The 25,159-nt window shown below is 75.5% G+C and carries 25 protein-coding genes and 2 riboswitches; of the genes, 12 read left to right on the top strand and 13 right to left on the bottom strand.

Annotated features, from left to right (window positions below):
- Positions 1–78: 78 nt before the first annotated feature.
- The 9 genes from AC6H2I_RS25670 to AC6H2I_RS25630 all read left to right on the top strand — a co-directional run bounded on the left by AC6H2I_RS25670 (position 79) and on the right by AC6H2I_RS25630 (position 6,264).
- Complete coding sequence (locus AC6H2I_RS25670) at positions 79–375, top strand: hypothetical protein (protein ID WP_497503611.1); 297 nt, start codon at positions 79–81, stop codon at positions 373–375.
- Complete coding sequence (locus tag AC6H2I_RS25665) at positions 372–674, top strand: hypothetical protein (protein WP_497503610.1); 303 nt, start codon at positions 372–374, stop codon at positions 672–674. The genes AC6H2I_RS25670 and AC6H2I_RS25665 overlap by 4 nt, the downstream gene beginning before the upstream one ends.
- 74 nt (positions 675–748) lie before the next feature.
- Positions 749–1,423 carry a DUF1007 family protein gene (locus tag AC6H2I_RS25660; protein ID WP_497503609.1) on the top strand — a complete coding sequence of 225 codons (675 nt, stop codon included), beginning with the start codon at positions 749–751 and terminating at the stop codon, positions 1,421–1,423.
- A complete protein-coding gene (locus tag AC6H2I_RS25655; RefSeq protein ID WP_497503608.1) occupies positions 1,420–2,373 on the top strand; it encodes a nickel/cobalt transporter in 954 nt (317 codons plus the stop codon). Before AC6H2I_RS25660 ends, AC6H2I_RS25655 begins: the two co-directional genes overlap by 4 nt.
- A gap of 39 nt (positions 2,374–2,412) precedes the next feature.
- Positions 2,413–2,630: riboswitch (cobalamin riboswitch) on the top strand.
- 166 nt (positions 2,631–2,796) lie between these two features.
- Positions 2,797–3,591, top strand: a complete 795-nt coding sequence (locus AC6H2I_RS25650) for a DUF4198 domain-containing protein (RefSeq protein WP_497503607.1) — start codon at positions 2,797–2,799, stop codon at positions 3,589–3,591.
- A gap of 21 nt (positions 3,592–3,612) precedes the next feature.
- A complete protein-coding gene (gene cbiM, locus AC6H2I_RS25645; RefSeq protein ID WP_497503606.1) occupies positions 3,613–4,248 on the top strand; it encodes a cobalt transporter CbiM in 636 nt (211 codons plus the stop codon).
- Entirely contained in the window at positions 4,241–4,825 is a 585-nt protein-coding gene (locus tag AC6H2I_RS25640; protein ID WP_497503605.1) for a NikL family nickel/cobalt ECF transporter subunit, read from the top strand. The genes cbiM and AC6H2I_RS25640 overlap by 8 nt, the downstream gene beginning before the upstream one ends.
- Position 4,826: 1 nt before the next feature.
- A complete protein-coding gene (cbiQ, locus tag AC6H2I_RS25635; RefSeq protein ID WP_497503604.1) occupies positions 4,827–5,624 on the top strand; it encodes a cobalt ECF transporter T component CbiQ in 798 nt (265 codons plus the stop codon).
- Positions 5,608–6,264 carry an energy-coupling factor ABC transporter ATP-binding protein gene (locus tag AC6H2I_RS25630; protein WP_497503603.1) on the top strand — a complete coding sequence of 219 codons (657 nt, stop codon included), beginning with the start codon at positions 5,608–5,610 and terminating at the stop codon, positions 6,262–6,264. Before cbiQ ends, AC6H2I_RS25630 begins: the two co-directional genes overlap by 17 nt.
- 2 nt (positions 6,265–6,266) lie before the next feature.
- On the opposite strand, the gene AC6H2I_RS25625 is transcribed toward AC6H2I_RS25630, so the two are convergent.
- Positions 6,267–7,319, bottom strand: coding sequence for a GlxA family transcriptional regulator (locus AC6H2I_RS25625; RefSeq protein WP_497503602.1), 1,053 nt, complete (start codon positions 7,317–7,319; stop codon positions 6,267–6,269).
- A gap of 152 nt (positions 7,320–7,471) precedes the next feature.
- Here AC6H2I_RS25625 and AC6H2I_RS25620 point away from each other — a divergent pair, with 152 nt between their 5' ends.
- Complete coding sequence (locus tag AC6H2I_RS25620) at positions 7,472–8,302, top strand: alpha/beta fold hydrolase (RefSeq protein WP_497503601.1); 831 nt, start codon at positions 7,472–7,474, stop codon at positions 8,300–8,302.
- A gap of 90 nt (positions 8,303–8,392) precedes the next feature.
- On the opposite strand, the gene AC6H2I_RS25615 is transcribed toward AC6H2I_RS25620, so the two are convergent.
- On the bottom strand, positions 8,393–9,790 hold the full coding sequence (locus AC6H2I_RS25615) for a cobyrinic acid a,c-diamide synthase CobB (RefSeq protein WP_497503600.1): 1,398 nt from the start codon (positions 9,788–9,790) through the stop codon (positions 8,393–8,395).
- Here AC6H2I_RS25615 and AC6H2I_RS25610 point away from each other — a divergent pair.
- Positions 9,789–10,922, top strand: a complete 1,134-nt coding sequence (locus AC6H2I_RS25610; protein WP_497503599.1) for a cobalt-precorrin-5B (C(1))-methyltransferase — start codon at positions 9,789–9,791, stop codon at positions 10,920–10,922. The two genes, AC6H2I_RS25615 and AC6H2I_RS25610, sit on opposite strands and share 2 nt — an antisense overlap.
- On the opposite strand, the gene cobM is transcribed toward AC6H2I_RS25610, so the two are convergent.
- The 3 genes from cobM to cbiE are packed head-to-tail and all read right to left on the bottom strand — an operon-like array spanning position 10,901 to position 13,283.
- Positions 10,901–11,662 carry a precorrin-4 C(11)-methyltransferase gene (gene cobM / locus AC6H2I_RS25605; protein ID WP_497503598.1) on the bottom strand — a complete coding sequence of 254 codons (762 nt, stop codon included), beginning with the start codon at positions 11,660–11,662 and terminating at the stop codon, positions 10,901–10,903. The two genes, AC6H2I_RS25610 and cobM, sit on opposite strands and share 22 nt — an antisense overlap.
- Complete coding sequence (locus tag AC6H2I_RS25600) at positions 11,659–12,051, bottom strand: cobalamin biosynthesis protein (RefSeq protein ID WP_497503597.1); 393 nt, start codon at positions 12,049–12,051, stop codon at positions 11,659–11,661. Before AC6H2I_RS25600 ends, cobM begins: the two co-directional genes overlap by 4 nt.
- A complete protein-coding gene (gene cbiE / locus AC6H2I_RS25595) occupies positions 12,048–13,283 on the bottom strand; it encodes a precorrin-6y C5,15-methyltransferase (decarboxylating) subunit CbiE (protein WP_497503596.1) in 1,236 nt (411 codons plus the stop codon). Before cbiE ends, AC6H2I_RS25600 begins: the two co-directional genes overlap by 4 nt.
- Positions 13,284–13,315: 32 nt before the next feature.
- Between cbiE and AC6H2I_RS25590 the strand changes: the two genes are divergently transcribed.
- A complete protein-coding gene (locus tag AC6H2I_RS25590; RefSeq protein WP_497503594.1) occupies positions 13,316–14,080 on the top strand; it encodes a cobalt-precorrin-6A reductase in 765 nt (254 codons plus the stop codon).
- On the opposite strand, the gene cobJ is transcribed toward AC6H2I_RS25590, so the two are convergent.
- The 8 genes from cobJ to AC6H2I_RS25550 form a co-directional block, all read right to left on the bottom strand.
- Positions 14,062–14,850: a precorrin-3B C(17)-methyltransferase gene (cobJ, locus tag AC6H2I_RS25585; RefSeq protein ID WP_497503593.1), complete on the bottom strand. Its 789-nt coding sequence runs from the start codon at positions 14,848–14,850 to the stop codon at positions 14,062–14,064. The genes AC6H2I_RS25590 and cobJ overlap by 19 nt on opposite strands.
- Positions 14,847–15,587 carry a precorrin-2 C(20)-methyltransferase gene (locus AC6H2I_RS25580; protein WP_497503592.1) on the bottom strand — a complete coding sequence of 247 codons (741 nt, stop codon included), beginning with the start codon at positions 15,585–15,587 and terminating at the stop codon, positions 14,847–14,849. Before AC6H2I_RS25580 ends, cobJ begins: the two co-directional genes overlap by 4 nt.
- On the bottom strand, positions 15,584–16,222 hold the full coding sequence (locus tag AC6H2I_RS25575) for a precorrin-8X methylmutase (protein WP_497503591.1): 639 nt from the start codon (positions 16,220–16,222) through the stop codon (positions 15,584–15,586). Before AC6H2I_RS25575 ends, AC6H2I_RS25580 begins: the two co-directional genes overlap by 4 nt.
- Entirely contained in the window at positions 16,215–17,615 is a 1,401-nt protein-coding gene (gene cobG / locus AC6H2I_RS25570; RefSeq protein WP_497503590.1) for a precorrin-3B synthase, read from the bottom strand. The genes AC6H2I_RS25575 and cobG overlap by 8 nt, the downstream gene beginning before the upstream one ends.
- Positions 17,612–21,304: a cobaltochelatase subunit CobN gene (cobN, locus tag AC6H2I_RS25565; protein ID WP_497503589.1), complete on the bottom strand. Its 3,693-nt coding sequence runs from the start codon at positions 21,302–21,304 to the stop codon at positions 17,612–17,614. The genes cobG and cobN overlap by 4 nt, the downstream gene beginning before the upstream one ends.
- A 3-nt stretch (positions 21,305–21,307) precedes the next feature.
- Positions 21,308–22,378 (bottom strand): cobalamin biosynthesis protein CobW, encoded by a 1,071-nt coding sequence (gene cobW, locus AC6H2I_RS25560; protein WP_497503588.1) that lies wholly within the window; start codon positions 22,376–22,378, stop codon positions 21,308–21,310.
- Between the two features lie 34 nt (positions 22,379–22,412).
- Positions 22,413–22,625: riboswitch (cobalamin riboswitch) on the bottom strand.
- 397 nt (positions 22,626–23,022) lie between these two features.
- Positions 23,023–23,760: an HAD-IA family hydrolase gene (locus AC6H2I_RS25555; RefSeq protein ID WP_497503587.1), complete on the bottom strand. Its 738-nt coding sequence runs from the start codon at positions 23,758–23,760 to the stop codon at positions 23,023–23,025.
- Between the two features lie 355 nt (positions 23,761–24,115).
- Entirely contained in the window at positions 24,116–24,991 is an 876-nt protein-coding gene (locus AC6H2I_RS25550; RefSeq protein WP_497503639.1) for a fatty acid desaturase, read from the bottom strand.
- Positions 24,992–25,159: the final 168 nt, after the last annotated feature.

The following is a 25,159-nucleotide window of genomic DNA, read 5'->3' as shown; positions in this document are numbered from 1 at the left end:
CGGGCGCCGCGGCGCTGGCGTCCCCGCACCCCGCACGTTATGATATAACATAACGACAACGGGCGGAGGCGGTCACGAATGACGGACGACCAGTGGGGCGGGGACCTGCCGGACGACCTGCCGGACGACCTGCCGGACGACCTGCCGGACGACCTGCCGGACGACCTGGGCCCGGCGCTGGACCTCGTGCGCGGGGTCTGGGGCGAGGCGCGGACCGGCCGGGTCACGCGCCAGGCGCTGGCCTGGGCCATGATGATCGAATCGGTGGGGCACCTGGCCGCCACCCAGGGCGCGGCGGCCACCGCCGGCCTGCTCGACCGGCTGGGCGATGCCGTGCGCACCGCGCCGCGGCACGAGCCCGGACCGCTGCAATGACCGGCGCCCGGAACACCCGCATCGTCGACGCGCTGTCGTGGCGCGAGGCCCGGCCGGTGCTGCGGCATCCCAAGTTCTTCGAGGGGTTCCACGACTTCCTGCGCGGGCGGCCGTTCGACTACCGGGCGCTCGACGGCTGGGCGACGCTGGACCAGCACCGCTACGAGAACGGCCGGGAACTGGCGGCGGAGTGCCGCGCCGGCGGGGTGGTCGTCCGCTGGACCGACCGCAGCCGCGTTCCCCGGTCCCTGAAGGCGGTGGTGATGGCCCGCGCCCGCGCCCGCCGCGCCGCGCCGTGACGGTCGCACCCCTTGCGGCGCACCGGAGCGTTGCGGCACACTTCGGCCGCTTTGCCGTTCCAGCCCCGGGTGCCATGATCCCGCCCACCCCCCGGCCCGCCGCGCTCGCGGCCCTTCTCGGCTGCCTGGCCCTGTCGGGGACGGCCGCGGCCCACCCCCATGTCTGGATCGACGCCACCGCGGTCTTCCACTTCGATTCGCGCCAGCGGTTGGCCGCCGTCGAGACCCGCTGGCTGTTCGACGACGTCTTCAGCGTGTACGAGGTGGAGGGTCGCGACGCCGACGGCGACGGCCGTTTCGCCTCCGACGAACTGCAGCCGCTGGCCGACGAGACCGCGGAGCGCCTCGCCGGGTGGGGCTATTTCAGCCTGCTCAAGCACGGCGACCGGCGGCTGGAGCTGGGGCCGGCCACGGTGGCGCGCATGCGCTTCGAGGGCGGCCGGCTGGAATTCAGCCTGACCCTGCCGCTGGCCGCACCGCTGGTGGCCGACGGCCCCCCGCTGCGCTTCGCCATGTTCGACCCGTCCTTCTACATCGACATCGCGCCGCCGGTGGAATCGCCGGTCCGTCTCGCCGGGACCGTGCCCGCGTCGTGCCGGGCGACGCTGGACCGCGTCGCCGACCGGGAGCAGGGCTTCGTGCCGGACGAGGTGGCGCTCGACGCCGACCCCGACCCGGCGCAGCCGGAGGACAGCCTGGGTGCGGCCTTCGCCGACTGGATCGTGCTGTCCTGCGGGGACCGCCCGTGACCGGCCGGGGGCGGGCCGTCGCCGTCGGTCTGGGTCTCGTCCTGCTGCTGGGTGCCGCCGTCGCCGCCCTGGAGCCGGGCGCCGTCTGGGCGCAGGCGGCGGCCTGGCTGCGCCACTGGCAGGGCGATCTGCACCGCGCCCTGGTTGCCGCGCTGCGCGCCGTCCGCGACGAGGGGATGGTGGCCGCGGGCGGGCTGGCCGCCGCGTCCTTCGCCTACGGCGTGGTCCACGCCGCCGGGCCGGGCCACGGCAAGGCGGTGATCGCCGCCTATGTCCTGGCCGACGGGCGGCGGCTGCGGCGCGGCCTGGCGCTGGCCTGGGCGGCGTCGCTGGCGCAGGCCGCCACCGCGGTGGTCGTGGTCGGCATGGTGGTCTTCGTCCTGGGCGCCGCGGGACGCGAGGCGCGGCCGGTGGCGGAGATCCTGGAACGGCTCGGCTACGGCCTCACCGCGGCGCTCGGCGCGGCGATGGTCTGGTCGGCCCTGCGGCGCCCGCGCCACGGCGCCCTCGGCCACGTCTGCGGCCACAGCCACCATGATCACGACCATCACCACGACCATTCCGGTGGCCCGGGCTGCGGTCACGCCGTGGCGCCGCCGGCCGGGGCCGGACAGGGGTGGCGGCGTGCCGCGGCGGTGGTGGTTTCGGTGGGGGTGCGCCCGTGCAGCGGCGCCCTGGTGGTCCTGGCCTTCGCCCAGGCCATCGGGTTCTTCGCCGCCGGTGTGGCGGCGACCCTGGCCATGGCGGTGGGGACGGCGATCACCGTGTCGGCGCTGGCGGTGCTGGCGGTCGGCTCGCGCCGCCTCGCCCTGGCCGCCACGGCCGGCGACGCGCGCTGGGTCGGGCGCGTCGAAACGGGCATGACGCTGCTGGCGGGGACCGCCCTGCTGGCGATCGGCGCCCTCCTGCTGGCCGCGTCGCTGACGGCCCAGCCCGCGCCCTTCCGCTGACCACGGCGTTTGTGGTTTTGACGGCGCGACAATCTGTCGTATGCTGCCGGCCGTGAGGGTTTCCCGCAAGGGAACCAGAGGGAATCCGGTGCGGCAGGACCGCGGCGCGTCGACGCGCCGTCCCTGTCAATGCCGGGGCTGCCCCCGCAACTGTAAGCGGCGAGTCCGAGGCCATCCATGCCACTGGGAAACCGGGAAGGCGGGCCGCGGGCGCCCGAGCCGCGAGCCAGGAAACCTGCCCTCACCGGCCGTGGCCCGTCGGCGCCGCGACCGTTTCCGCCTGGACGCCGGGGTGAGCGTTGTGGGCTGTGGCTCGACGCGCCCCTTCGTGCGCCGGGCCGCCGCCGGTTCCCCTTTTGCGTCTCCCGCACCGGTCCCGCCGCCTTGCCGGCGGGCCACCGCATCGTCTTGGGAGATCGACCCGTGACCCGCCTGTTCCTTGCCGTTTCCGCCGCCGCCGCCGTCCTGGCCGGTGGCAGCGCCGCGCACGCGCATTTCCAGCTCATCTACACGCCCGACGTCCACCTGGCCCGGCCCGGCGACGTGCCGCTCAAGCTCATCTTCTGGCACCCCTTCGAGAACGGCCACGTCATGGACATGGGTGTGCCGGACTCCTTCGTCCTGGTCCACAAGGGCGAACGGACCGACCTGATGGACCGCCTCAAGCCGATCACCTTCACGGGCGCCGGGAACGCCGCCAAGGCCTACGACGCCACGGTGCCGGTCAAGCTGAACGGTGACTACGTGCTGGCGCTGGTCCCCGCGCCCTACTACGAGCCGAGCGAGGACATCTACATCCAGCAGATCACCAAGTCGTTCCTCAACAAGGGCGGGATTCCCACGGACTGGCAGGAGCCGGTGGGGCTGGCCACCGAGATCGTGCCGATGATCAAGCCGACCAACGTCATCGCCGGGTCGACCTTCACCGGGCGGGTGCTCGCCGACGGCAAGCCGGTGGCCGGCGCCGAGATCGAGATCGAATACATGGCGGCCGAGCCCGACATGGCGACCAACGCGCCGACCGCGCCGAAGGCCGCGCCGATGCCCGGCGGCGCGGTGGTCGTCGTCACCGGCGCGGACGGCGTGTTCACCTTCGGCATCCCCAGGGCCGGCTTCTGGGGCTTCGCCGCGCTGGGCGTCGGCCCGGCGACGGAACACGCCGGCAAGGAGCTGTCCCAGGACGCCGTCCTGTGGGTGCGCGCCTTCGACCTGAACTGAGCCCCCGGACGGAGCACGGCCATGCACATCGTGGACGGAGCGCTGTCGGCGCAGGTGGTGATCGGCGGCGCCGCGCTGGCGGTGGCGGGCGTCGGCTACGGCCTGCGCTCCCTGCCGATGGAGAAGATCCCGGCGGCCGGGGTGCTGAGCGCCACTTTCTTCGTGGCCTCCCTGGTGCACGTGCCGCTGGGGCCGTCCAGCGTGCACCTGATCATGAACGGCCTGGCCGGGCTGGTGCTCGGCTGGGCCGCCTTCCCGGCCCTGTTCGTGGGGTTGCTTCTGCAGGCGGTGTTCTTCGGATTCGGCGGGCTGACGGTGCTCGGCGTCAATGCCGTGAACATCGCCCTGCCGGCGGTCATCGTCCACGTCACGTGCCGCAGGGGGGTGGCCGCCGCCTCCCCGGCCGGCGCGGCGGTGTGGGGCGCGGTCGGCGGCGGCCTCTCCATCGCCCTGACCGCCGCCTTCGTCGCCCTCTCGCTGGCCCTGTCGGGCGACGCCTTCGTGGCCGCCGCCAAGCTGGTGTTCTTTGCGCACATTCCCGTCATGATCATCGAGTCGCTTCTGACCGCGGCCGCGGTGCTGCTGGCGCGCAAGGTGAAGCCGGAGCTGTTCGACGCCCTGGCGTCGCGCCCCGCATGGGAGGACCGTCATGTCTAGGCTGCTTGCCACGCTGGCCCTTGCCGCCGCCGTGCTGGGGGCGCCGGCGCCGGCCGCGGCCCACAAGGTGGTCGCCGCGGTCTACGCGGGAACCACGGTGATCGAGGGCGAGGTGGGCTTCTCCAACGGTGACACCGCCGCCGATGCCCTGGTCGAGGTCTTCGACGGGACCGGCGCCAAGCTGGGCGAGACCCGGACGGACGCCGACGGCTTCTTCACCTTCACCCCCGTCGGGCGCGTCACCCACGTCTTTCGCGCCGACCTCGGCGCCGGCCACGTCGTCGAGATCCACATGGACGCCGCGGAGCTGCCGGGCGCCGCGGCGGGTGCCGCCCCGGCTGCTGCCACCGCACCCGCGACCGCGCCTGGCGCGGCCGCCGCTGCGCCGCTGGGCGAGGAGCAGCGGGCGGCGATCGCCGAGGCGGTGCGGCGGGAGATCGTGCCGCTGCGCCGCGAGCTGGCCGCCTACAAGGAGAAGACCGACCTGCAATCGGTGCTGGGCGGGCTCGGCTACATCGCCGGCCTGTTCGGGGTCGGGTTCTATCTGGCGGCGCGCCGCCGTCTGGGGAGGACCTGAGGTGGGCCACGTCGTCTCGTCCGAGCGGCCGGAGTGGCGCGGCCTCGACCCGGTGGCCGCGGACGGCGTCGTCCGCCGCATCGACCCGCGGGTGCGCATTCTCGCCGCCACCGCGTTCGCCGTGGCGGTGGTCGCCTGCTCCGCCCTGCCGGTGCTGGCGCTCGCCCTCGGGCTGGCGCTGGCGGCGATGCTGCTGGCCCGGCTGCCGGCGGCGGCGACGCTGCGGCGCATGGCGGCGATGGACGCCTTCATCGTCTTCATCCTGCTGATGCTGCCCTTCACGGTGCCGGGCGACCCCATCCTCACCGTGTGGGGGGTGAGCGCGTCGTGGCAGGGGCTGGTCCGCGGCGTGGAGATCGCGCTGAAGGCCAACGCCGTGGTGCTGGCGCTGATGGCCCTGGTCGGCTCCATGTCGCCGGTCACGCTGGGCCACGCGCTGCACCGGCTGCGGGTGCCGGTCAACCTGGTGCACCTGCTGCTGTTCACGGTGCGCTACATCGACGTTCTGCACCAGGAGTACCGGCGCCTGCGCACGGCCATGCGCACCCGCGGCTTCCGCCCCGCCAACTCGCTCCACACCTTGCGCAGCTTCGGCTATCTGGTGGGCATGATGCTGGTGCGCGCCCTGGAACGCTCCGAGCGCATCCTCGCGGCCATGAAATGCCGCGGCTTTTCCGGGACCATCCCGCTCCTCGACGACCTCCACCTGGGGCGGCGCGACGCCGTGTTCGCCGGCCTGGTGGCGCTCGCCTGCCTCGCCCTGCTCACCCTGGATGGTCTCCATGGCGCCGTTTCTTGACCTCTCGGGCCTGCGCTTCGGCTATCCCGGCCAGCCGGTGGTGCTCGATGGGGTCGACCTGACCCTGGCCGCGGGCGAGCGGCTGTGCATCGTCGGCCCCAACGGGGCGGGCAAGAGCACCCTGCTGCACCTGGTGGTCGGGCTGCTGCGCCCGGCGGCCGGGCGCATCGTCGCCTTCGGCGCCGAGCGGCGCGGCGAGGCCGATTTCCATGAGGTGCGTTGTCGCGCCGGCCTGGTGTTCCAGGACCCCGACGACCAGCTGTTCTGCCCGACGGTGCTGGAGGACGTCGCCTTCGGGCCGCTCAACATGGGCCGGTCCCGGGCCGAGGCGGCGGCGATCGTCGAGGCGGTGCTGGACCGCCTGGGCCTGGCCCGGCTGCGCGACCGCGTCACCCACAAGCTGTCGGGCGGCGAGAAGCGCCTGGTGACCCTGGCCGCCGTGCTGGCCATGGAGCCCGACGTGCTGCTACTGGACGAGCCGACCAACGCCCTGGACGAGGCGACGACCGAACGGGTGGTGGCGATCCTGAACGCGCTGCCCCAGGCGATGATCGTGGTCTCCCACGACGCCGCCTTCCGCGACCGCGTCGCCACCCGCACCCTCCACCTGCGCGACGGCCGGCTGGTCGCGGCGGGGTAGGATCAGCGCCGGACGGATGCTCCAGGCACCTCGGTCGTCTGGTGCCCGTCCATCGCGACGCCGAACTGCTTTCGATAGGCGCCGGGCGGCAGGCCGGTCAGCTTCTGGAACAGCTTGCGGAACGCGGCCGGGTCCGAATAGCCGACATCCCAGGCGATGCGGTCGACCGGCGTCAGTGTCCGTTCCAGCGCCTGGCGTGCCTTGGCGACGCGGACCTGCTGAAGATACTCGACCGGCGTAAAGCCGGTTGCCGCGCGGAACCGGCGAAGGAAGGTGCGTGCCGTCATCCCCGCGGCCATCGCCAGATCGGCCACGCCGTGCACGCTCGCGGCATGGGCATGGATGTGATGCTGGCTTTGCCGGATCGCGTCGTCCCGGTGGTCGAGGCGGGCCACGAACTGGGCAAAGGGGCGCTGGCTGTGACGCGGCGGCTCGACCAGCAGGAAACGCGCGGTCGCCAGCATGGTCGCAGGGCCGAGCAGGCGGCCCACCAGGGTCAGGCCCAGATCGGCCCAGGCGAGGATGCCCCCGGCGGTCATGATGTCGCCGTCGTCCAGAACCATGTGATCCTCGGCCAGATGCACCTTCGGAAAGCGTTGCGCCAACTGCCTGGCAAAGGCCCAGTGGGTCGTGACGCGGCGCCCGTCGATCAGCCCGGTTTCCGCCAGGACGAAGGCCCCTGCGCAGACGGAACAGAGTGTCGTGCCAGCCGCATGCTGGTCGCGCAGCCAGCGTGCCGCGGCCGGCGTGGCGGCCATGTGTTCGGGCATGACGATGCTGGGCGGGGCGATCGCATGGGTCAGCCGGTGAGGCGCGCCGGGATGGCTGTCCCAGATGCACGTGACACCGTCATCCGTCGCCTCCCAGTGCGAGACGCGGATGGTGCGCGGCTCGTCGCCCGCCCACTCACCGGCAATACGGAAGAGGTCGGTGAGCCCGTAGACCGCCGCCAGCTGGCAGTCCGGGTAGCGAAGCAGGCCGATTTCGGCCACCACCCCAGGATTCTGCGACATTGTCCGTTTTGCCCCGATGATTAGCATTTTCGCCACGCGCATTCCTGCACCCCGAGGCGTAACGTGTCCACACTGGAAGCGGCACCGATGACGGGAAACCGGGCCGGACGCACACGCGTCGCGATCGGAGCCCCGTCGCTGGCCTTCCCATCCTGCACCGCGCGACAACCGCACAAACCGAAGGAGACATCACCATGGCGGCGATCAAGACCCAGGACGGCACCAGCATCTTCTACAAGGACTGGGGCCCGCGCGACGCACAGCCCGTCGTTTTCCACCACGGCTGGCCGCTGTCCGGCGACGACTGGGACAACCAGATGCTCTGCTTCCTCGCGCAAGGCTACCGCGTCATCGCCCATGACCGGCGCGGCCATGGCCGTTCGGACCAGACCGACACCGGCAACGACATGGACACCTACGCCAGCGACGTGATCGAGCTGGCCCGGGCGCTGGACCTCACGAACGCGGTCCATATCGGCCATTCCACCGGTGGCGGCGAGGTGGCCCATTACGCCGCCCGGGCCGAAGCCGGCCGCATCGCCAAGGCCGTGCTGATCGGCGCGGTCCCCCCGGTCATGGTGAAGTCGGCCGCCAACCCCGACGGCATCCCGCTGGAGGTCTTCGACGGCTTCCGCGCTGCGCTGGTCGGCAACCGGGCGCAGTTCTTCCGCGATGTCCCCTCGGGGCCGTTCTACGGCTTCAACCGGGAGGGGGCGACCGTCAGCCAGGGTCTGATCGACAACTGGTGGCGTCAGGGCATGGCGGGCGGCGCCAAGGCGCAGTACGACTGCATCAAGGCGTTCTCGGAAACCGACTTCACCGAGGACTTGACGGCGCTGACCATCCCGGTCCTGCTCGTCCACGGCGGCGACGACCAGATCGTGCCGATCGCGAACTCGGCGCACAAGGCGATCAAGCTGCTGTCGAACGGCACGCTGAAGGTCTATCCGGGTCTGTCGCATGGGCTGTTCGCGACCCATCCCGAGGTGATCAACCCCGACCTCCTGGCCTTCGCCAAAGCCTGATCGCCGTGCGGACGAATCCCGGTTGCCGACCACCGGAGGGCGGGAAGGGCGCCGGGATCCGGCCCCTTGGGCGGCGCGATGGACCAGAGGTCAGTCCGCTTGCAGCGTCGCCCTGGCGATGAGATGGACGAAGGAGCCGCACACGGAGCCGCGCCGGCCACCGACCGGGCCGAGGCCGGCGCCGTCGGCGGCGGCGGCGGCGAACAGGGCGGGGTCGCCGCCGGGATCGACGACGCTGGCGTAGTGGAACTCGTGCCCGGTGAAGGCGGCGCCGGCCGGCCCCAGCGGCCCGCCGGCGCACAGCACGGCGCGGCGGTAGCCGAGGTGGAGGCGGCGCCGGGCGAAGGAGGTGCGCACGCCGAGCAGCCCGGCCATGGCGTGGACGGTGCCGCCGGCGTCCTCCAGGCTCTCCCCCAGCGCCATGAAACCGCCGCACTCCCCGTACACCGGGTGGCCGGCGGCGGCGGCGCGGTGCAGCCCGTCGCGGAAGGCGGCGGCGGCGGCGAGCCGGCCGGCGTGCAGCTCGGGATAGCCTCCGGGCAGGTACACGGCGTCGCAGCCGGCGGGCGGTGGCTCGTCGGCCAGCGGCGAGAAGGGGTGCAGCGACGCCCCGGCGCGCCGCCAGCCATCGAGCACATGGGGGTAGGCGAAGGCGAAGGCGTCGTCGCGGGCCACCGCCACCCGCTGGCCCGGCGGCGGCAGGAGGGCGGCGGCCCCGCCGTCGCCATCGCCCGGCCGGCCCGGCCCGGCCAGCGCCACCACCGCGGCCACGTCCACATGGGCCTCCACGGCCTGGCCGAGCGCCCGCAGCCGCGCCGCGAGGTCGGCGGTCTCCCGCGCCTGGACCAGGCCGAGGTGGCGCTCCGGCAGGGCAAGGCCGGAGTCGCGGGGCAGGGCGCCGAGCACCGCCACGCCGACGCCGGCGATGGCGCGCTCGACCATGGCGCGGTGGCGCGGGCTGCCGACGTTGTTGAGCACCACCCCGGCGATCCGCACGCCCGGCCGGTGCAGGACGAAACCGCGGACCAGGGCCGCCGCCGACTGCGACTGGCCGCGCAGGTTGAGCACCAGCAGCACCGGCCAGCCGGTCCGAGCGGCGATGTCGGCGGTCGATCCGTCGCCGGCGAGCCCCGGCTCCGGCGCCCCGTCGAACAGCCCCATCACCCCCTCGCACACCACCAGCTCCGCCCCCGCCCCGGCGCCGGCCGCCAGGGAGTCGAGCAGGACCGGTGCCATCGCCCAGCTGTCCAGGTTCACCCCGGGCCGGCCGGTGGCGGCGGCGTGGAAAGCGGGGTCGATGTAGTCGGGGCCAACCTTGGCCGCGGCGACGGACACGCCGCGGGCCCGCAGCGCCGCCAGCAGGCCCAGGGTCAGCGTCGTCTTGCCCGAGCCCGAGGCGGGGGCGGCGACGATCAGGCCGCGCGGCGTCTTCCCAACGGCGCCGGGGTGCCGTAGACCTTCGGTCGCGAGCGACGGAGCGGTGGTCATGACGGAAGCCTCAGATCCGACCGGCGGCATGCGGCCGCTGCGCCATGGCTGGACGACGGGCGCCTGCGCCAGCGCGGCGGCGGGCGCGGCGGCGCGCGCCCTGTTCACCGGCGCCTTCCCGGACGCGGTCACGGTGACCCTGCCGGGCGGCCAGACGCCGTCCTTCGCCCTGTCGTGGAGCGCGCGGGGCGACGGCTGGGCGGCGGCCGGCGTGGTCAAGGACGCCGGCGACGACCCCGACGTGACCCACGGTGCCGAGATCCGCGCCCGGGTCCGCCCCGGCCCGCCGGGAAGCGGCGTCGCCTTCCGCGCCGGTGAAGGCGTGGGCACGGTGACCCGGCCGGGGCTGCCGCTGGCGGTGGGGGAACCGGCCATCAACCCGGTGCCGCGGGCGATGATCCGCCAGGCCGTGGCGGCCGAGGCGGCGCTGGCCGGCCGCCCCGCCGACCTCGAGGTCGAGGTCTCCATCCCCGGCGGCGAGGTTCTGGCCAAGCGGACCATGAACGCCCGCCTCGGCATCCTCGGCGGCCTGTCGATCCTGGGCACCACGGGGATCGTCGTGCCCTATTCGTGCAGCGCCTGGATCGCCTCCATCCACCGCGGGGTGGACGTGGCCCGCGCCGCCGGGCTGGGCCACGTCGCCGCCTGCACCGGGGCGACGTCGGAGGCCGCGGCGGTGCGCCGCCACGGGCTGCCGGACACCGCGCTGATCGACATGGGCGATTTCGCCGGCGGCACGCTGAAGTACCTGCGCCGCCACCCCGTGGCACGGCTGACCCTGGCCGGCGGCTTCGCCAAGCTGGGCAAGCTGGCCCAGGGGCACCTCGACCTCCATTCCAAGCGCAGCGCGGTCGATCTCGGCTGGCTGGCCGGGCGGCTGGCGGAGCTCGGCGCCGGGGCGGCGCTGGTCGCCGCGGCGCGCGAGGCCAACACCGCCGCCCAGGTGCTGGGTCTGGCCGGCGACGCCGGCCTGCCCCTGGGCGACCGGGTGGCGGCGCTGGCCCAGGGGGTGGCGCTGGACGTGCTGGACGGCGCGCCGGTGGCGGTGGAGGTGGTGGCGGTCGACCGCGCCGGCGCGGTCGCCGGGGTGGCCGGCTGGCGCGGCCCCGCTCACGACCCCATCCCGCGGTAGCGCCGGGCGTGCGCCCCGTCGTAGAGGGCGCTGCACCGGAAATCCTCCGTCCCCAGCACCCGGCCGACCAGGATCAGCGCGGTGCGCTCCATGGGCGCCGCGGCGACCCGCTCGGCGATGGACGCCAGGGTGCCGGTGACCGCCCGCTCGTCGGGCCAGGACGCGCGATAGACCACGGCGGCCGGACAGTCCGCGCCGTAGAACGGGGTCAGGCGCGTGACCACCCGGTCCAGGACGTGGACCGACAGGTGGATGGCCAGGGTGGCCCCGGACGCGCCGAACGCCTCCAGCGTCTCGTTGGCCGGCATGGCCGAGGCGCGGCCCGCGGTGCGGGTCAGCACCAGGCTCTGCCCCACCTCCGGCAGGGTCAGCTCGCGCCCCAGCGCCGCGGCCGCCGCGGCGAAGGCCGGCACGCCGGGGGTCAGGGTGTAGGGGATGCCCAGGTCGCGCAGGCGCCGGGTCTGCTCGCCGATGGCGCTGTAGACCGAGAGGTCGCCGGAGTGGAGGCGGGCGACGTCCTGGCCGGCGTCCTCGGCGCGCACGAACTCGGCGACGATCCCGTCCAGGGTCATCGGCGCGGTGTCGATCACCCGCGCCCCGGGCGGGGCGTGGGCCAGCACCTCGCGCGGCACCAGGGAGCCGGCGTAGAGGCAGACCGGGCAGGCGGCGATGAGGTCGCGGCCACGGATGGTCAGCAGGTCGGGCGCGCCGGGGCCGGCGCCGATGAAGTGGACGGTCATGTCGGGGTCTCCGGCTGGGCCAGCGCGCAGGTGGCGCGGGCCGAGGCGATGCGGGGCAGCAGCAGGCGGGCGCCGGGGCCGGCCCCGGCCAGGGCCGCGGTCTCCGCCACCGAGGGCAGGCCGACGGCGGCGGCGACGCGGGGCGAACGGGTGAGGGCGCGGTCGGCGACGGCGGCGAGGGCGGCGTGGGGCAGCGGGCGCAGCGGCAGGCCGAGGCGCTCCGCCGCCTCCACCAGGCCGGGCTCACCGGCCCGGGTGTCCAGGGTGACGAGGACGGCGTCGCGCCGCTGGCCGGCGTCGAGCCCGGCGGCGGCGAAGGCACGCTCCACCAGCGCCACGACATCGGCGGCCGCGACGCCGCTGCGGCAGCCCACCCCGGCGGCGATCATGGCTTGTCGGCCCGCCACAGGGTGACCGGCGACAGCGGCCGCCAGCCGAGGAAGCCGCCCAGCGGCTCGGCCCGGCTGAGGGCGGCACGGGTCAGGCTGCCGCCGACCCGGCGGGTCCAGCCGGCCAGCACCGCCTCGCCCTCCACCGTCACCGCGTTGGCGCACAGCCGGCCGCCGGACGGCAGGGCGTCCCAGCAGCGCTCCACCACCCCGGGCACGGTGAGCCCGCCGCCGATGAACACGGCGTCGGGCGGCGCCAGCCCGTCGAGCGCCGCCGGGGCGGGGCCGCTCACCACGTCGAGCCCCGGCACGCCGAAGGCGGCGGCGTTGCCGGCGATGCGGCCGGCGCGGTCGGCCCGCGCCTCCACGGCGACCGCCCGGTTGGCCGGGTCGGCCAGCAGCCATTCCACGGCGACCGAGCCGGAGCCGGAGCCGACGTCCCACAGCCGCTCGCCGCGGCGCGGCGCCAGCAGGGACAGGGTCAGCGCCCGCACCTCCCGCTTGGTGATCTGCCCGTCGTGGTCGAACCAGTCGTCGGGCAGGCCGGGGCTGCGCGGCAGCACGCGGGCGCCGGGGTCGGCGACGCAGGCGATGGCCAGCGTGTTGAGGTCGGCCGTGCGGTCCTCGGTCCAGGCGTCGGCGCGGCCCTCGACCACCCGCTCGGGCGTGCCGCCAAGATGCTCCAGCGCCACCAGGCGGGAGGCGCCGAAGCCCCGCCGGCACAGCAGCGCCGCCACCCGTGCCGGGCTGGTGCCGTCCCAGCTCAGCGCCAGCAGTCGGGCGCCCGGCTGGAGGTGGGGGATCACCAGCTCGGCCGGCCGGCCGTGCACCGACAGGCACACCGTGTCCTGGAGCGGCCAGCCCAGCCGGGCGGCGGCGAGGCTGAAGGCCGAGGCCCCCGGCACCACCCGCATCTCGCCCCCCGGCACCACCCGGGCGAGGGTGGCGGCGACGCCGAACCAGGACGGATCCCCGCTGGCCAGCACGCAGACCGGCCGGCCGCGCCGGGCCAGCAGGGCGGGGATCGCCTCGGCCAGCGGCGACGGCCAGGCCAGCCGCTCCTGCCCCGGCGGCGGGGGCGGCGCCAGCGCCAGGTGGCGCCGGCCGCCGACCACCAGCTCCGCCCCCGCGACCAGGGCGCGGGCGGCGGGGGCCAGGCCGTCCCAGCCGTCCTCGCCGATGCCGACGACGGACAGCCAGCGCTGCGCGGCGGCGGCGGATGTGCTAGTCATGGCGCCCCCCGACGAGCCCCAGCGGTCCAGCCATGAAGGTCCTCATCCTCGGCGGCACCACCGAGGCCACGGCGCTGGCCCGCGCGCTGGTGGGCCACCCCGTCCTCGCCGCCACCGTGTCCCTGGCCGGGCGCACCGCCCGGCCGGTGCTGCCGCCCCTGCCGACCCGCATCGGCGGCTTCGGCGGCAGCGACGGCCTCGCCGCGCATCTCGCGGGCGCCGCGGTCGGCGCGGTGGTCGACGCCACCCATCCCTTCGCCGCGCGCATCTCCGCCAACGCCGAGGCGGCGTGCGCCCGGGCCGGGGTGCCGCTGCTGGTGCTGCGGCGCCCGGCCTGGACGGCGGGGCCGGGCGACCGCTGGCTGGGCGTTGCCGACATGGCCGCCGCCGCCGCCGCCCTGGGGCCGCTGGGCGAGCGGGTGTTCCTGACCATCGGCCGGCAGGAGCTGGCCCCCTTCGCCGCGGCGCCGGAGAAGGCCTATCTGGTCCGCGCCGTCGACCCGCCGGATCCCCCGCCGCCCCTGCCGCGCTGCACCGTCGTGCTGGCCCGCGGTCCCTTCGACGTGGCCGGCGAGGCCGCCCTGATGGACGCCCACGCCATCGACGTGGTGGTCAGCAAGAACAGCGGCGGCGGCGCCACCGCGGCCAAGCTGGAGGCGGCGCGCCGGCGCGGCATCCCGGTGGTCATGGTGGAACGGCCGCCGGCCGGCACCGCCCCGGAGGTCCACACGGCGGACGCGGCGCTGGCCTGGCTGGAGGAGCGGGCGGCGGCGCACGGTCACGCCCCGGCGCGGTAGCTGCGCGGCGTGTAGACCCAGGGCGGCGCGCCGTCGCGCGCCACCACGCGGGTGTGCGAGGCGCCGACGATCACCACCGTGCGCATGTCGGCGTCCGCCGCGTCCACGGTGGCCAGGGTGGCGATGGCCAGCCGCTCGTCGGGCCGCCCGACCGCCCGGCCGAGGATCACCGGCGTGTCCGGCGCGCGCACCGCGCGCAGCGCGTCGAAGGCGGCGGCGAGCTGCCAGGGCCGGGCCCGCGACACCGGGTTGTAGAGGGCGATGACGAAGTCGGCCTCGGCGGCCAGGCGCAGGCGGCGCACCACCACCTCCCACGGCTTCAGGTTGTCCGACAGGGAGATCGCGCAGAAATCATGGCCGAGCGGCGCGCCGGCCCGCGCCGCCGCCGCCTGCATGGCCGAGACGCCGGGGCACACCCGCACGTCCACCGCCCGCCACGCGGGCTCGACGGCACCGCCACCACCGCCGTCGAGCGCCTCGAACACCGCGGCGGCCATGGCGAACACGCCGGGATCCCCGCCCGACACCACCGCCACGCGCCTGCCCGCGGCGGCGAGGTCGAGGGCGAGGCGGGCGCGCGCCAGCTCCTCCCGGTTGTCGGAGCCGTGGCGCAGCTGGGGTCCCGGCCCGACCCGGTCCAGGTAGGGGCCGTAGCCGACCAGATCGGTCGCCGCATCCAGCTCCCGCCGGGCCTCCGGCGTCAGCCAGTCCACGGGGCCCGGCCCCAGCCCGACGACGGCCAGCCAGCCGGCCGGCGCGCCGCCGCTCACCGCCGCTCCCCGCGGCCGGGGACCAGCACCATCGAGAAGTAGGGGGCGCCGTCCTCCGGCGCCTCGGCCAGCCGCACCACCCGCTGCTCGCTCATGGTGCCGCGCTCCACGTACCAGGCGCGCTCCGCCAGCCCGGCCGCGGCCACGGCGCGGCGCACCTTGGGCAGGTTGTGGCCCAGCTTCATCACCACCGCGGCGTCGGCGGCGCGCAGCGCCGTCTCCAGCGCCGCCTCGTCGAGCGTGCCGGGGATGATCGACAGCACGTCGTCGCGCATGGTCAGCGGCGACGGCAGCAGCGCCGCGCAGCCGGCCATGGAGGTGACGCCGGGCACCACCTCCACCGGGAAGCGCGGGGCCAGACGCAGGAACAGGTGCATGAACGAGCCGTAGAAGAACGGATCGCCCTCGTTCAGCGCCACCACCGAGCGGCCGGCCGCGAGATGGCCGGCGATCGCCTCGGCGGAGCGGTCGAAGAACGCCTCGATCTGCCGGCCGTAGTCGGGATGGTCGATCGGCAGCTCGGTGGTCACCGGGTAGACCAGCGGCAGCTCCACATGCTCGGCCGTCAGGACGTCCCCGGCGATGCGCCGGGCGTGGCCGCGGCCGCCGCGCTTGCAGAAATAGGCGACGACGGGGCAGGCGCGCAGCAGGCGCACGGCCTTCAGGGTCATCAGCTCGGGATCGCCCGGCCCGGTGCCGATGCCGTAGAAGGTGCCGGGGGGTGGGGTGATGCTCATTCCGCCTCGCTCGCCAACGCGTTGACCGCGGCGGCCGCCATGGCGCTGCCGCCGCGCCGGCCGCGCACGGCCAGATAGGGTATGGTGGCGCCGTGGCTGGCCAGCGCCTCCTTGCTCTCCGCCGCACCGACGAAGCCGACGGGGAAGCCGAGGATGGCGGCCGGTCGCGGCGCCCCCTCGTCCAGCATCTCCAGCAGCCGGAACAGCGCGGTCGGCGCGTTGCCCACCGCCACCACCGCCCCCGCCAGGTGCGGCCGCCACAGCTCCAGCGCGGCGGCGGAGCGGGTGTTGCCGATCTCTTGCGCCAGCCCCGGCACCGCCGGGTCCCGCAGGGTGCAGAGCACCGGGTTGTCAGCGGGCAGGCGGGCGCGGGTGACCCCGTGGGCCACCATCGCGCTGTCGCACAGCACCGGCGCGCCGGCCGCCAGCGCGGCCCGCGCCGCGGCGGCGACATCGGCGGAGAACATCAGGTCGCCCGCCACCTCGACCATGCCGCAGGCGTGGATGATGCGCACCGCGACCGGCTTCAGGTCGTCGGGCAGGGCGGACAGGTCGGCCTCGGCGCGGATGATGGCGAAGGACCGGCGGTAGATGGCCGCCCCGTCCCGGATGTAGTCGTAGGGCGGCTCAGGCAACGGGACGGTCCTCCGCGGTCAGCAGGCGGTCGAGGTCGGGGGCGAGGCGGGCCAGGGTGGCCGCCAGGGGTTCCGCGCCGTGGCGGCGGGCGAGGCAGAGGCGCTCCAGCGCCGCCACCACCGCCACCGCCCCGGCCGGGGACAGGCCGGGGCGCAGCGGCGTGGCGCCCGGCGCCGCCTGCACGGCGACGTCGTAGAGCCCGTCGCGGGCGGTCAGGGTCAGCGGGGCGGCGGCGGGGTGGGCGCAGCCCTTGGCGCAGCCGGAGACGTGGATCGCCGCGCCGGCGCCCACCAGGGCCGGGGCGGCGGCGCACAGCGCCAGGGCGTCGGCGTGGGTGTCGGTGGTGCCGACGTCGCAGCCGCCGGCGCCGCTGCACGCGGTGAGCGCCAGGCGCGGGTCGGCGGGGTCGATGATGCCCCCGGCGGTCCGCGCGGCGGCCGCGGCCTCCGCCCCGGCGCCGGCCAGCAGCAGGGCCCGCCAGGGGGTGAGGCGCAGCTCTCCGGCGCCGGCGGCGTCGGCCAGCCGGGCCAGCGCGTCGAGAGCGGCGGCGTCGAGTCGGCCGAACGGAAAGGCGACGCCCAGCCAGCCGGGCTGCACGCCCAGCACCGCCCGCGGCCCGCGCGGCGGCGGGGCGGTGGCGGCCAACGGCTCGAGGCCGGGCACCCGGGCGCGCAGCGCGGCGGCGCCGACCGCCGCGACCAGCCCGGCCATGCGCCGCGGCGGCTCGGCCAGGGTGGCGCGCAGCTCCAGGAAGGCGAGGGCGGCGCCGGCGCCGACCGCTGCCACCGCGGCGGGCGTGCACAGGCCCAGTGCCGCGGCGTCGCCCAGGGCGCCGCCGGCGGCGACCCGCAGGCGCGGCCCCTGGGGCGTCGCGACGGCGTCGAAGCGCAGATCGGTGCGGGCGTCGGCGAGATGGCCGCGGCCGCCGCCGTCCACCACGAAGCCGAACTTGGGCGGCAGGCGGTGCAGGGCCGGGTCGGAGGCCAGCCGCGCGTCGAGGGCGAGCGCGCAGGGCCGCACATCCAGCACCGCGTCGCCGTCCAGCCCGGCGGTCGGGCTGGCCAGGACGTTGCGCACCGCCTCGCTGGCGGTGTCGGCGGCGACGTAGCCGAGCCCGGCGAGCGCCGCCGTCAGCGCCGGCATGGCGGCGGGCGGCACGCCGCGGATCTGCAGGTTGCCGCGGTGGCTGAGATCGATGCGGCCGTTGCCGTGGCTGTCGGCCAGCGCGGCGATGCCACGGGCCGCCCCGGCCGGCAGCACGCCGGCCGGCACCCGCACCCGCACCAGCAGGCCGTCGGCCACCGCCATCGGCGCCAGCACGCCGGGGCAGGCGCCGCGCCGGCGCGGCGGGTTGGCGCGGACCGGGGCGCCAGGGACCGGGGTGGCGCTCATGACAGGGATTCCTTGCGCTGGCGCAGCTCCACCGGGGTGGCGTTGCGCCGGGGGTGCCAGAGGCCGCGCGCCAGCGCCTCCTCCAGGCGGTCGAGGATGTGGGCCGCGGCCGCGGGGTTGGCCTCGCTGAGGAAGCCCCACACCGCCGCATCCTCCACATAGGCGCCGTGCAGGGCGTCGAAATGATGGTCGCCCACCGCCCGGGTCGTCGCGGCGAAGGCCAGCAGGGTGTCGGCCGTCACCGCCATTTCCGCGGCGCCCCGGTGGCCATGGCGCATCATGCCGGCGATCCAGCGCGGGTTGACGGCCCGGCCGCGCAGGGTGCGGGCGATCTCCTCGCCCAGGGTGCGGACGGTGACCCGCTCCGGCTCGGCGCTGTCGAGGTGGTAGAGGGCGGGGTCGGCGTCGTCCAGCGACGCGGCGGCCGAGAAGCCGCCCTCGAACTGGTAGTAGTCGTCCTGGGACAGCACGTCGGACTCGCGCTGGTCCTGGTGGTGGACCAGCGCGTCGGCGGAGCCGACGCGGCGCCGGAACCGGGCCGGCAGGGCCACCCCGTCCAGCCCGGCACCGTAGGCGTGGCAGCCGCCGTCCAGGTAGGCGGTGCCGAACGACGCCCGGTCGCGCCAGTCGCCGCGCGCCACCATGTCGGACAGCGCGGTGCCGTAGCCACCCGGCGCCGCGCCGAAGACGCGGGCGCCGGCGTCGCGCCGCGCCGCCGCGGCGTCCTGGCCACCGGCCGCCAGCTCGGCCGTTTCCTGCCGCACCGCGGCGGCCAGCGGGTTGACGTCGTCCCCCTCGTCGAGCGCGGCGACGGCGCGGGCGGCCTGGTCGAACAGCGCGATCTGCTGGGGAAAGACGTCGCGGAACAGGCCGGAGATGCGCAGGGTGACGTCGACCCGCGGGCGCCCCAGCACCGCGGCCGGCATGATCTCGATCCCGGTGACGCGGCCCGAGCCGCCCTCCCACACCGGGCGCACGCCCAGCAGCGCCAGGGCCTGGGCCAGTTCGTCGCCGCCGGTGCGCATGGCCGGCGTGCCCCAGGCGTCGACCACCAGACGGCGCGGCCACTCGCCGTGGTCCTGCAGGTGGCGGGCCAGCAGGGCGTCGGCCGCACGCCAGCCCAGCGTCCACGCGGCCGGCGTCGGCACGGCGCGGGGATCCAGGGCGAACAGGTTGCGCCCCGTCGGCAGGGCGTCGGCGCGCCCGCGCGCCGGGGAGCCGCCGGGGCCGGGGGCGACGAAGCGGCCGTCCAGCCCGGCCAGCAGGGCCGCCGTCTCCGCCGCCGCGCAGCCGTCGACCGCCGGGCCCAGCTCCGCCGCCACGGCGGCGAGGACGGCGGCGGTGGCGGCCCACGCCGGCGGGCACGGGCGGGTGCCCGCCACCAGCTCCACCGCCAGGGCGTCGAGGGCGGCGCGCACGTCGCCGACGGTGCGGCAGCGGGCGTCGGGCAGGGCCGGGCCGTCCCAGCGCGCGCCGGGGTCGGCGGTGAACAGGGTGCCGGTGGGCAGCCCGAGATCCTCGGCCAGGGCCCGCGGCAGGGCGGCGTCGGCGCCCGCGCCGCGGCGCCGCGGAAAGCGGGCGACCGCCGCCAGCAGCCGGGCCCGCGCCTCGGCCGCGGGGGCCGCGCCGAAGACGTGGAGCCCGTCGCGGATCTGCATCTCCTTGATGTCGCAGAGATGGGCGTCGAGGCGGGTCAGCACGGTGTCGTCGTCGTCGTCGGGCCGCAGGGCGCAGTCCGCCGCCACCCCGGAGCGCCAGGCGAGGTCGAGGATGGTGTCGCGCAGCACGCCCATCCGGCGCGGGTCGAGCCCGTCGGCCAGAGCGTACTCGTCGATCGCCTGCTCCAGCTCCTCCAGCGGCCCGTGCAGCCCGGCCTGGGCCGGCGGCGGGGTGAGATGGCCGACCAGCACCGCGCCGAGGCGGCGGCGCGCCTGCACCCCCTCGCCCGGGTTGTTGACGATGAACGGATAGAGGCAGGGCAGGGGCCCGCCGACGATCTCCGGCCAGCACCCCGCCGACAGCGCCACCGCCTTGCCCGGCAGCCACTCCAGGGTGCCGTGGGCGCCGACCTGGACGACGGCGTGGACGCCCAGGGCGTGCCGCAGCCAGAGATAGAAGGCGAGGTAGGAATGGCTGGGCGGGGTGGCCGGGTCGTGGTGCTGGGCGGTGGTGAGGGGGCCGTGGCCGCGGCTGGGCTGCACCGCCACCGCGACGTGGCCGCAGGGGACGGTGCGGAAGCGGAAGGCGCCGCCGGCGGCCAGCGGGTCGGCCGCCTCGTCCCCCCAGACGGCGGCGATGCGCGCCCGCGCGTCGCGGGGGGCGAGGCGGCGGTAGTCGGCAAGGCTCAGCGCCGCCGTCGCCGGTCCCCCGGTCAGGCAGCCCATCAGCGTGGCGCCATCGGCCGGCGGGGAGGTGACGGTGTAGCCCGCCCCGGCCAGGGTTTCCAGGATGCCCAGCACGCTGGCCGGGGTGTCGAGCCCCACCGCGCGGCCGACGCCGCCGCCGCCGGGATAGTCGGAGAGAACCAGGGCGAGGCGGCGGTCGGCGCGCGGTGTGCGCGCCAGCCGCACCCAGGCGGCCGCGCGGTCGGCGGCGGCGGCGACGCGGTCGGCGATCGGCCGGCTGGCGATCTCGGCGTATTCGAGGGCCGGATCGACGTCCAGCGGGGCCTTGAAGGCGACCGCCCCGGCGAGGATGCGCCCGTCCATCTCCGGCAGCACCACGTTCATGGCGAGGTCGGCGGGGCCGAGCCCGCGGACGGAATCGCGCCACGCCTCCTCCCGCCCGGTCGACAGCACCACTTGCAGCACCGGGACTCCGGCGGCGTCGAGGGGCGAGGCCCCGCCGTCCCCCGGGCGGGCCGAGAAGCCGGTGGCGTTGACCACCACCGCCGGCCGCAGCGCCCGCAGGGTGCGGGCCATCCAGGCGGCGGCGTCCGGCTCCTTCAGGGAGGAGACGTGGTAGAGGCGGGGGGCCAGGCCGCGCTGGGCCATCGCATCGGCCAGGGCGTGGACCGGGGCGAGGTCGCCGGCCTGAAGGTAGGCGCGGTAGAACACCAGCGCCGCCGCCGGCGCATCGGCGCCGGGGACGCCGGCTTCGGCTTCGGCTTTGGGGACGGGGGCGGAGGCGGGGGCGGCGGGGCGCCAGCCGTCGTGGACGCCGAAGCGCGGCACCGGCGCCGGCTGGGCGAAGGGCAGCGGCCGGCCGGCCAGGGTGGCGGCGCAGGCCAGCAGGTTCGCCATGTTGGCCGGCCCGCCCTCGGAGAAGTAGCGGTGCAGGCGCCGGGCCTCGGGGCCGGGCAGGGTGCCGTAGCCCTCCAGCCCCGGATCCGCGCGGGCGTCGCCGGGCAGCACCGCGAGGGGCAGGCCCGCCTCGCGGCACGCCGCCGCCACCGTCTCCAGCCCGTAGCGCCAGTACCCCGCACCGCCCATCAGGCGCAGCACCACCAGGCGGGCGTGGCGGACCACCCGCTCGACGTAGAGGTCGACGGACAGGGGGTGGCCGAGGGCGCCGAGGTTGGCGAGGCGCAGGGTGGGCAGGCGGTCGCGGCCGGCCGCCCACGCCGCGGCCAGGGCGCCGAGATCGCTGTCGGAGAAGGAGAGGACGACCAGGTCCGCCGGGCTGTGGGCGAGGTCCACCGCCTGCGGCCCGGCGTCCAGGTCGTCCTGGCGTGCGGCGAGCAGGTGCATCGGTCAGCCGGCGAGTGCCGCCTCCACCGCCGCCCGGTCGATGCCGGTCTCGGCGATCACCACCAGCCGGCCGTCGCGCGGCTCGCCGGCCCGCCACAGGCGGTCGAACCGCACCTCCAGGCGGGCACCGACGCCCTGCACCAGCAGCCGCATGGGCTTGCCCGGGACCTCCACGAACCCCTTGAGGCGCAGCACCCCGTGGGCGGCGGCGACGCCGCGCAGGCGCAAGGCCAGGGCCTCCGCGTCCGGCTGGGGCGCCAGGGCGACGACGAAGCTGGTGAAGTCGTCGTGGTCGTGGCCGTCCTCGGCGTCGTGGTGGCTGGGGCGGCCGTCCAGATCGTCCTCGGCCGCCGCGCCGAGGCCCAGCAGCACCCGCGGGTCGGCCCGCCCGCCGCCGGCGTGGACCAGCTTGGCCGGGCGGGGCAGCGCGGCGCGGATCAGCGCCTCCACCCGGCCCAGGGCGTCGGCGTCCACCAGGTCGGTCTTGGTGACGACGATGAGGTCGGCGCACAGGAGCTGGTCCTCGAACACCTCCTCGATCGGGGTCTCGTGGTCGACGGTGCCGGTGGCCGCGCGCTGGGCGGCGAGCGCGGCGGGGTCGGGGGCGAACCGCCCCTGCGCCGCGGCGGCGGCGTCGACCACCGTGACCACCCCGTCGACGGTGACCCGGGTGCGGATCGCCGGCCACTGGAAGGCCTTGACCAGGGGCTTGGGCAGGGCGAGGCCGGAGGTCTCGATGATGATGTGCTCGGGCGGGTCGGCGCGGCCCAGCAGGGCCTCGATGGCCGGCACGAAGTCGTCGGCCACGGTGCAGCACAGGCAGCCGTTGGCCAGCTCGATCACGTCGTCGTCGCGGCAGCCTTCGATGCCGCAGGCGCGCAGGATCTCGCCGTCGACCCCGACGTCGCCGAACTCGTTGACGATCAGCGCCAGGCGGCGGCCGCCGGCCTGCTCCAGCAGGCTGCGGATCAGGGTCGTCTTGCCGGCGCCGAGGAAGCCGGTGACGATGGTGGCGGGGACCTTGGATCGAATGGCCGGCGGGGCGACGGCCGGCGGAAAGGCGGCGTTCGACATGGACGGGCTCCTGCTCTCCGCCACACCCGGCGGGATGGATGGATTGGCGATGGCAGGTTTCCTGGCTCGCGGGTCGTCGCCCGCCCTCCGGCCTTCCCGGCCCGAGCGGGCCAGTGGCGTTGTGGAGAGAGAGGGGCTCGCCGCACACAGTTGCGGGGGCAGCCGCGGCCTCGGTCGGACGACCTCACCGCGTTCCCTGTTCCCCCGGACCACCCGGCCCGGAGGCACCATCGGCGCCCACTATGCAGCCCCCGCCGCGAATTGCAAGCACGCCACGGACGCGCGGCACCGCGGACGGTTTGTCCTCGATCCGGCCGGCGCCACCGGGGAGAGTGTCCGGCAGCGCGGAGGCGGCCGCGCCCGACGCCGGCGCCGGGTCGGACGGGGACGGCGGCGGACCGGCCGGATGCCGCGGCGGGCGGCGCCCCCGACCTGAGCATGGATCGCCCGGAATGGATCCGCTGAGCGACGCGATCGCGCTGCTCCGGCCAAGCACGGCCAATTCGCCCGGGCCAACGGCGTGGCCGTGCCCGCCCCGATCACCAAGCCGTCGGGCGGCGTCCGGCCCGGCGCAACCTGCGGACCCGATGGTTTTGCGTGGTGTCCGAGCCCGCCCATGGGGGGGCGGAGCTCGGGAACCCTGCTCAGGACCGCCCCGGCCCGGGCGGAGCGGCCGCGCGCAGCACGCAGCCCAGCGGGGGCGACGGACCGACGCCTTCCCGCCCGTGGCGGATCGACGTGGCGCCGTCCGGCGACCGCTCGAGGACGAGGTCGCGATAGTCCACGATCGCGGGATGGGTGAGCGCGATCGGCCGATGGTGGGTCGCGGTGACCACCAGCACCATCGCCCCGGCGCGTTCGGCGGCGGCGATCCCGGCCGCCGAATCCTCCAGCACGAGGCATCGGTCCGCGGTCGTGCCGAGCCGTTCGGCGGCGCGCTGGAAGCCGTCGGGAAACGGCTTCCCGCGCGCCACGTCCTCGGCCGTGACCAGGAGCGGCGGGGCGGGCAGACCGGCCGCCGCGATCCGGCGCACGGCGAGCTCCCGGGGCGCCGAGGTGACGATCCCCCACCGCCCCGGCGGCAGGGCGTGGAGGAACGCGGCCGCCCCGGCGATCGCCTCGACCCCGTCGGCGTCGTCGATCTCCGCCTTCGTGATCGCGGCGGCCTCGGAGTCCGGATCGACGCCGGGCAGCCCCAGCCTTCGGATCGTTTCGACCGCCTGGACGCCGTGGATCGTCGGCAGCAGGGCCTCGCCGTCGACGCCATGCCGCTCCGCCCAGGCCCGCCAGATGCGCTCGGCCGAGGCGATCGAATTCAGGATCGTCCCGTCCATGTCGAGGAGGACGGCGTCGATCGGACGCATCGGCAACGTCGGCCCCATCCCGTCCACATCCCTTTCCGCCGGCCGCCGGCCGCGCGCCAACACCCGCGCCCGCACCCGATTGGCGCGGACGCTCCGACACCAGCGTACCCGCACCGGCCCGCGCTGGGCAGTTGGAAAACAAATCCGGACGCCCGGCTATCGATCGTCCGGTCCTCGGGACTGTCAACGGGCCATCCCCACCGGCCGGCTTCCTTTTCCGGGCGGCGCGGACGCCGTCGCGCTCCATCGCTCCCTGTTCGGCTGAGCCGTCGAAACAGGACGAGAAACGTCGTATCACACCGCACGTTCGAACCCTTGCGTTCGGTGAGCCGCCAGCCAGGAGCGCATAAGGTTCATCCCTGTTCTGTTTTCATTAAGCCGCCCCGGCTTGCTTCGACTGCCGGCGGCATGCAGGAAAGCCGACCATCTTTTTCTCGTCTTCGTCCCACAATGCGCAGGTCGTTGCCTTGAGCCCGCTGAGCAGCGTCAATGTCGGCGCGGTGCGGAGCAAGGGACTCTTGTTGTGGCACTCCTCCAGGCGGTAGTTGGGCACGCGGGGACTGAGGTGGTGGACATGATGGAAGCCGATGTTTCCGGTGAACCATTGAAGAGGCTTTGGCAACTTCAGGTACGACGTGCCCCGGAGGGAGGCGTCCATGAAACGCCAATCCGCCTGCCTGGCCCAAAGCGTGTGCTCGAAGCGATGCTGAAGCGAAAAGAGCCAGACACCGATGATCGAGGCGATCACCATGATCGGCAGGTGGACCATCAGAACGTTTCGGAAACCCAGGGCAAGGCCGAGGATCACCACCACACCGACCAGTGCCAGATTGGTCATGTGCACGCCCAGCCGCTCCCGACGCCAGGAGCGGGGCGCGTCGAACGGAAACCGGTAGAGCACCAGGAAGACAAGAGGCGGGATGACAATGAAGGAGACCATCGGGTGCCGGGTCAGGCGGTACGCCAGTCGCCTTGCCCGAGGCAGGCGTTCGTACTCGCGGACCGTGAGGCAGCTGGAGTAGATGTCCAGCCCGCTGAGCCGGTGATCGAGGTTGTTCCAATTGGCATGATGACCGGCATGCTGGCGGCGCCAACTGAAGTAAGGCGTCAGGGTGATCAGGCTGCTTGCCAGACCGAGAATGGTGTTCGCGCGGTGAGAGTGAAAGAACGACCCGTGACCGCAATCGTGCTGGATGATGAAGATCCGCACCACGAACGCCGCCGCTGGCACCGCCAGGGCAAGGGTGATCCAGTACGACAGGGCTAGAGCATTTTCCGGTCGGCCGGAATCGAAGGGGGATTCCCACCGAGGCTGAAATCTGATTCAAGATGTGGGCTGGTGAAGGAGGCCAGCCCGCATGACAGCACCTCTTTCCCTGGATTTGCGTGAGCGGTTGATCGCGGCGGTGGACGGCGG

It is taken from the genome of Azospirillum sp. NS33 (assembly GCF_059703765.1).
The sequence above is the reverse complement of the archived record's forward strand: the minus strand, read 5'-3'. Positions and strand labels throughout refer to the sequence as shown.

Bases quoted from the DNA above. Each gene is read 5' to 3' on its own strand.
- AC6H2I_RS25670 (WP_497503611.1), top strand. From the start codon at position 79: ATGACGGACGACCAGTGGGGCGGGGACCTGCCGGACGACCTGCCGGAC.
- AC6H2I_RS25665 (WP_497503610.1), top strand. From the start codon at position 372: ATGACCGGCGCCCGGAACACCCGCATCGTCGACGCGCTGTCGTGGCGC.
- AC6H2I_RS25660 (WP_497503609.1), top strand. From the start codon at position 749: ATGATCCCGCCCACCCCCCGGCCCGCCGCGCTCGCGGCCCTTCTCGGC.
- cbiM (WP_497503606.1), top strand. From the start codon at position 3,613: ATGCACATCGTGGACGGAGCGCTGTCGGCGCAGGTGGTGATCGGCGGC.
- AC6H2I_RS25640 (WP_497503605.1), top strand. From the start codon at position 4,241: ATGTCTAGGCTGCTTGCCACGCTGGCCCTTGCCGCCGCCGTGCTGGGG.
- AC6H2I_RS25630 (WP_497503603.1), top strand. From the start codon at position 5,608: ATGGCGCCGTTTCTTGACCTCTCGGGCCTGCGCTTCGGCTATCCCGGC.
- AC6H2I_RS25625 (WP_497503602.1), bottom strand. From the start codon at position 7,319: ATGCGCGTGGCGAAAATGCTAATCATCGGGGCAAAACGGACAATGTCG.
- AC6H2I_RS25620 (WP_497503601.1), top strand. From the start codon at position 7,472: ATGGCGGCGATCAAGACCCAGGACGGCACCAGCATCTTCTACAAGGAC.
- AC6H2I_RS25610 (WP_497503599.1), top strand. From the start codon at position 9,789: ATGACGGAAGCCTCAGATCCGACCGGCGGCATGCGGCCGCTGCGCCAT.
- AC6H2I_RS25615 (WP_497503600.1), bottom strand. From the start codon at position 9,790: ATGACCACCGCTCCGTCGCTCGCGACCGAAGGTCTACGGCACCCCGGC.
- cobM (WP_497503598.1), bottom strand. From the start codon at position 11,662: ATGACCGTCCACTTCATCGGCGCCGGCCCCGGCGCGCCCGACCTGCTG.
- AC6H2I_RS25600 (WP_497503597.1), bottom strand. From the start codon at position 12,051: ATGATCGCCGCCGGGGTGGGCTGCCGCAGCGGCGTCGCGGCCGCCGAT.
- cbiE (WP_497503596.1), bottom strand. From the start codon at position 13,283: ATGACTAGCACATCCGCCGCCGCCGCGCAGCGCTGGCTGTCCGTCGTC.
- AC6H2I_RS25590 (WP_497503594.1), top strand. From the start codon at position 13,316: ATGAAGGTCCTCATCCTCGGCGGCACCACCGAGGCCACGGCGCTGGCC.
- AC6H2I_RS25580 (WP_497503592.1), bottom strand. From the start codon at position 15,587: ATGAGCATCACCCCACCCCCCGGCACCTTCTACGGCATCGGCACCGGG.
- cobG (WP_497503590.1), bottom strand. From the start codon at position 17,615: ATGAGCGCCACCCCGGTCCCTGGCGCCCCGGTCCGCGCCAACCCGCCG.
- cobN (WP_497503589.1), bottom strand. From the start codon at position 21,304: ATGCACCTGCTCGCCGCACGCCAGGACGACCTGGACGCCGGGCCGCAG.
- cobW (WP_497503588.1), bottom strand. From the start codon at position 22,378: ATGTCGAACGCCGCCTTTCCGCCGGCCGTCGCCCCGCCGGCCATTCGA.
- AC6H2I_RS25555 (WP_497503587.1), bottom strand. From the start codon at position 23,760: ATGGGGCCGACGTTGCCGATGCGTCCGATCGACGCCGTCCTCCTCGAC.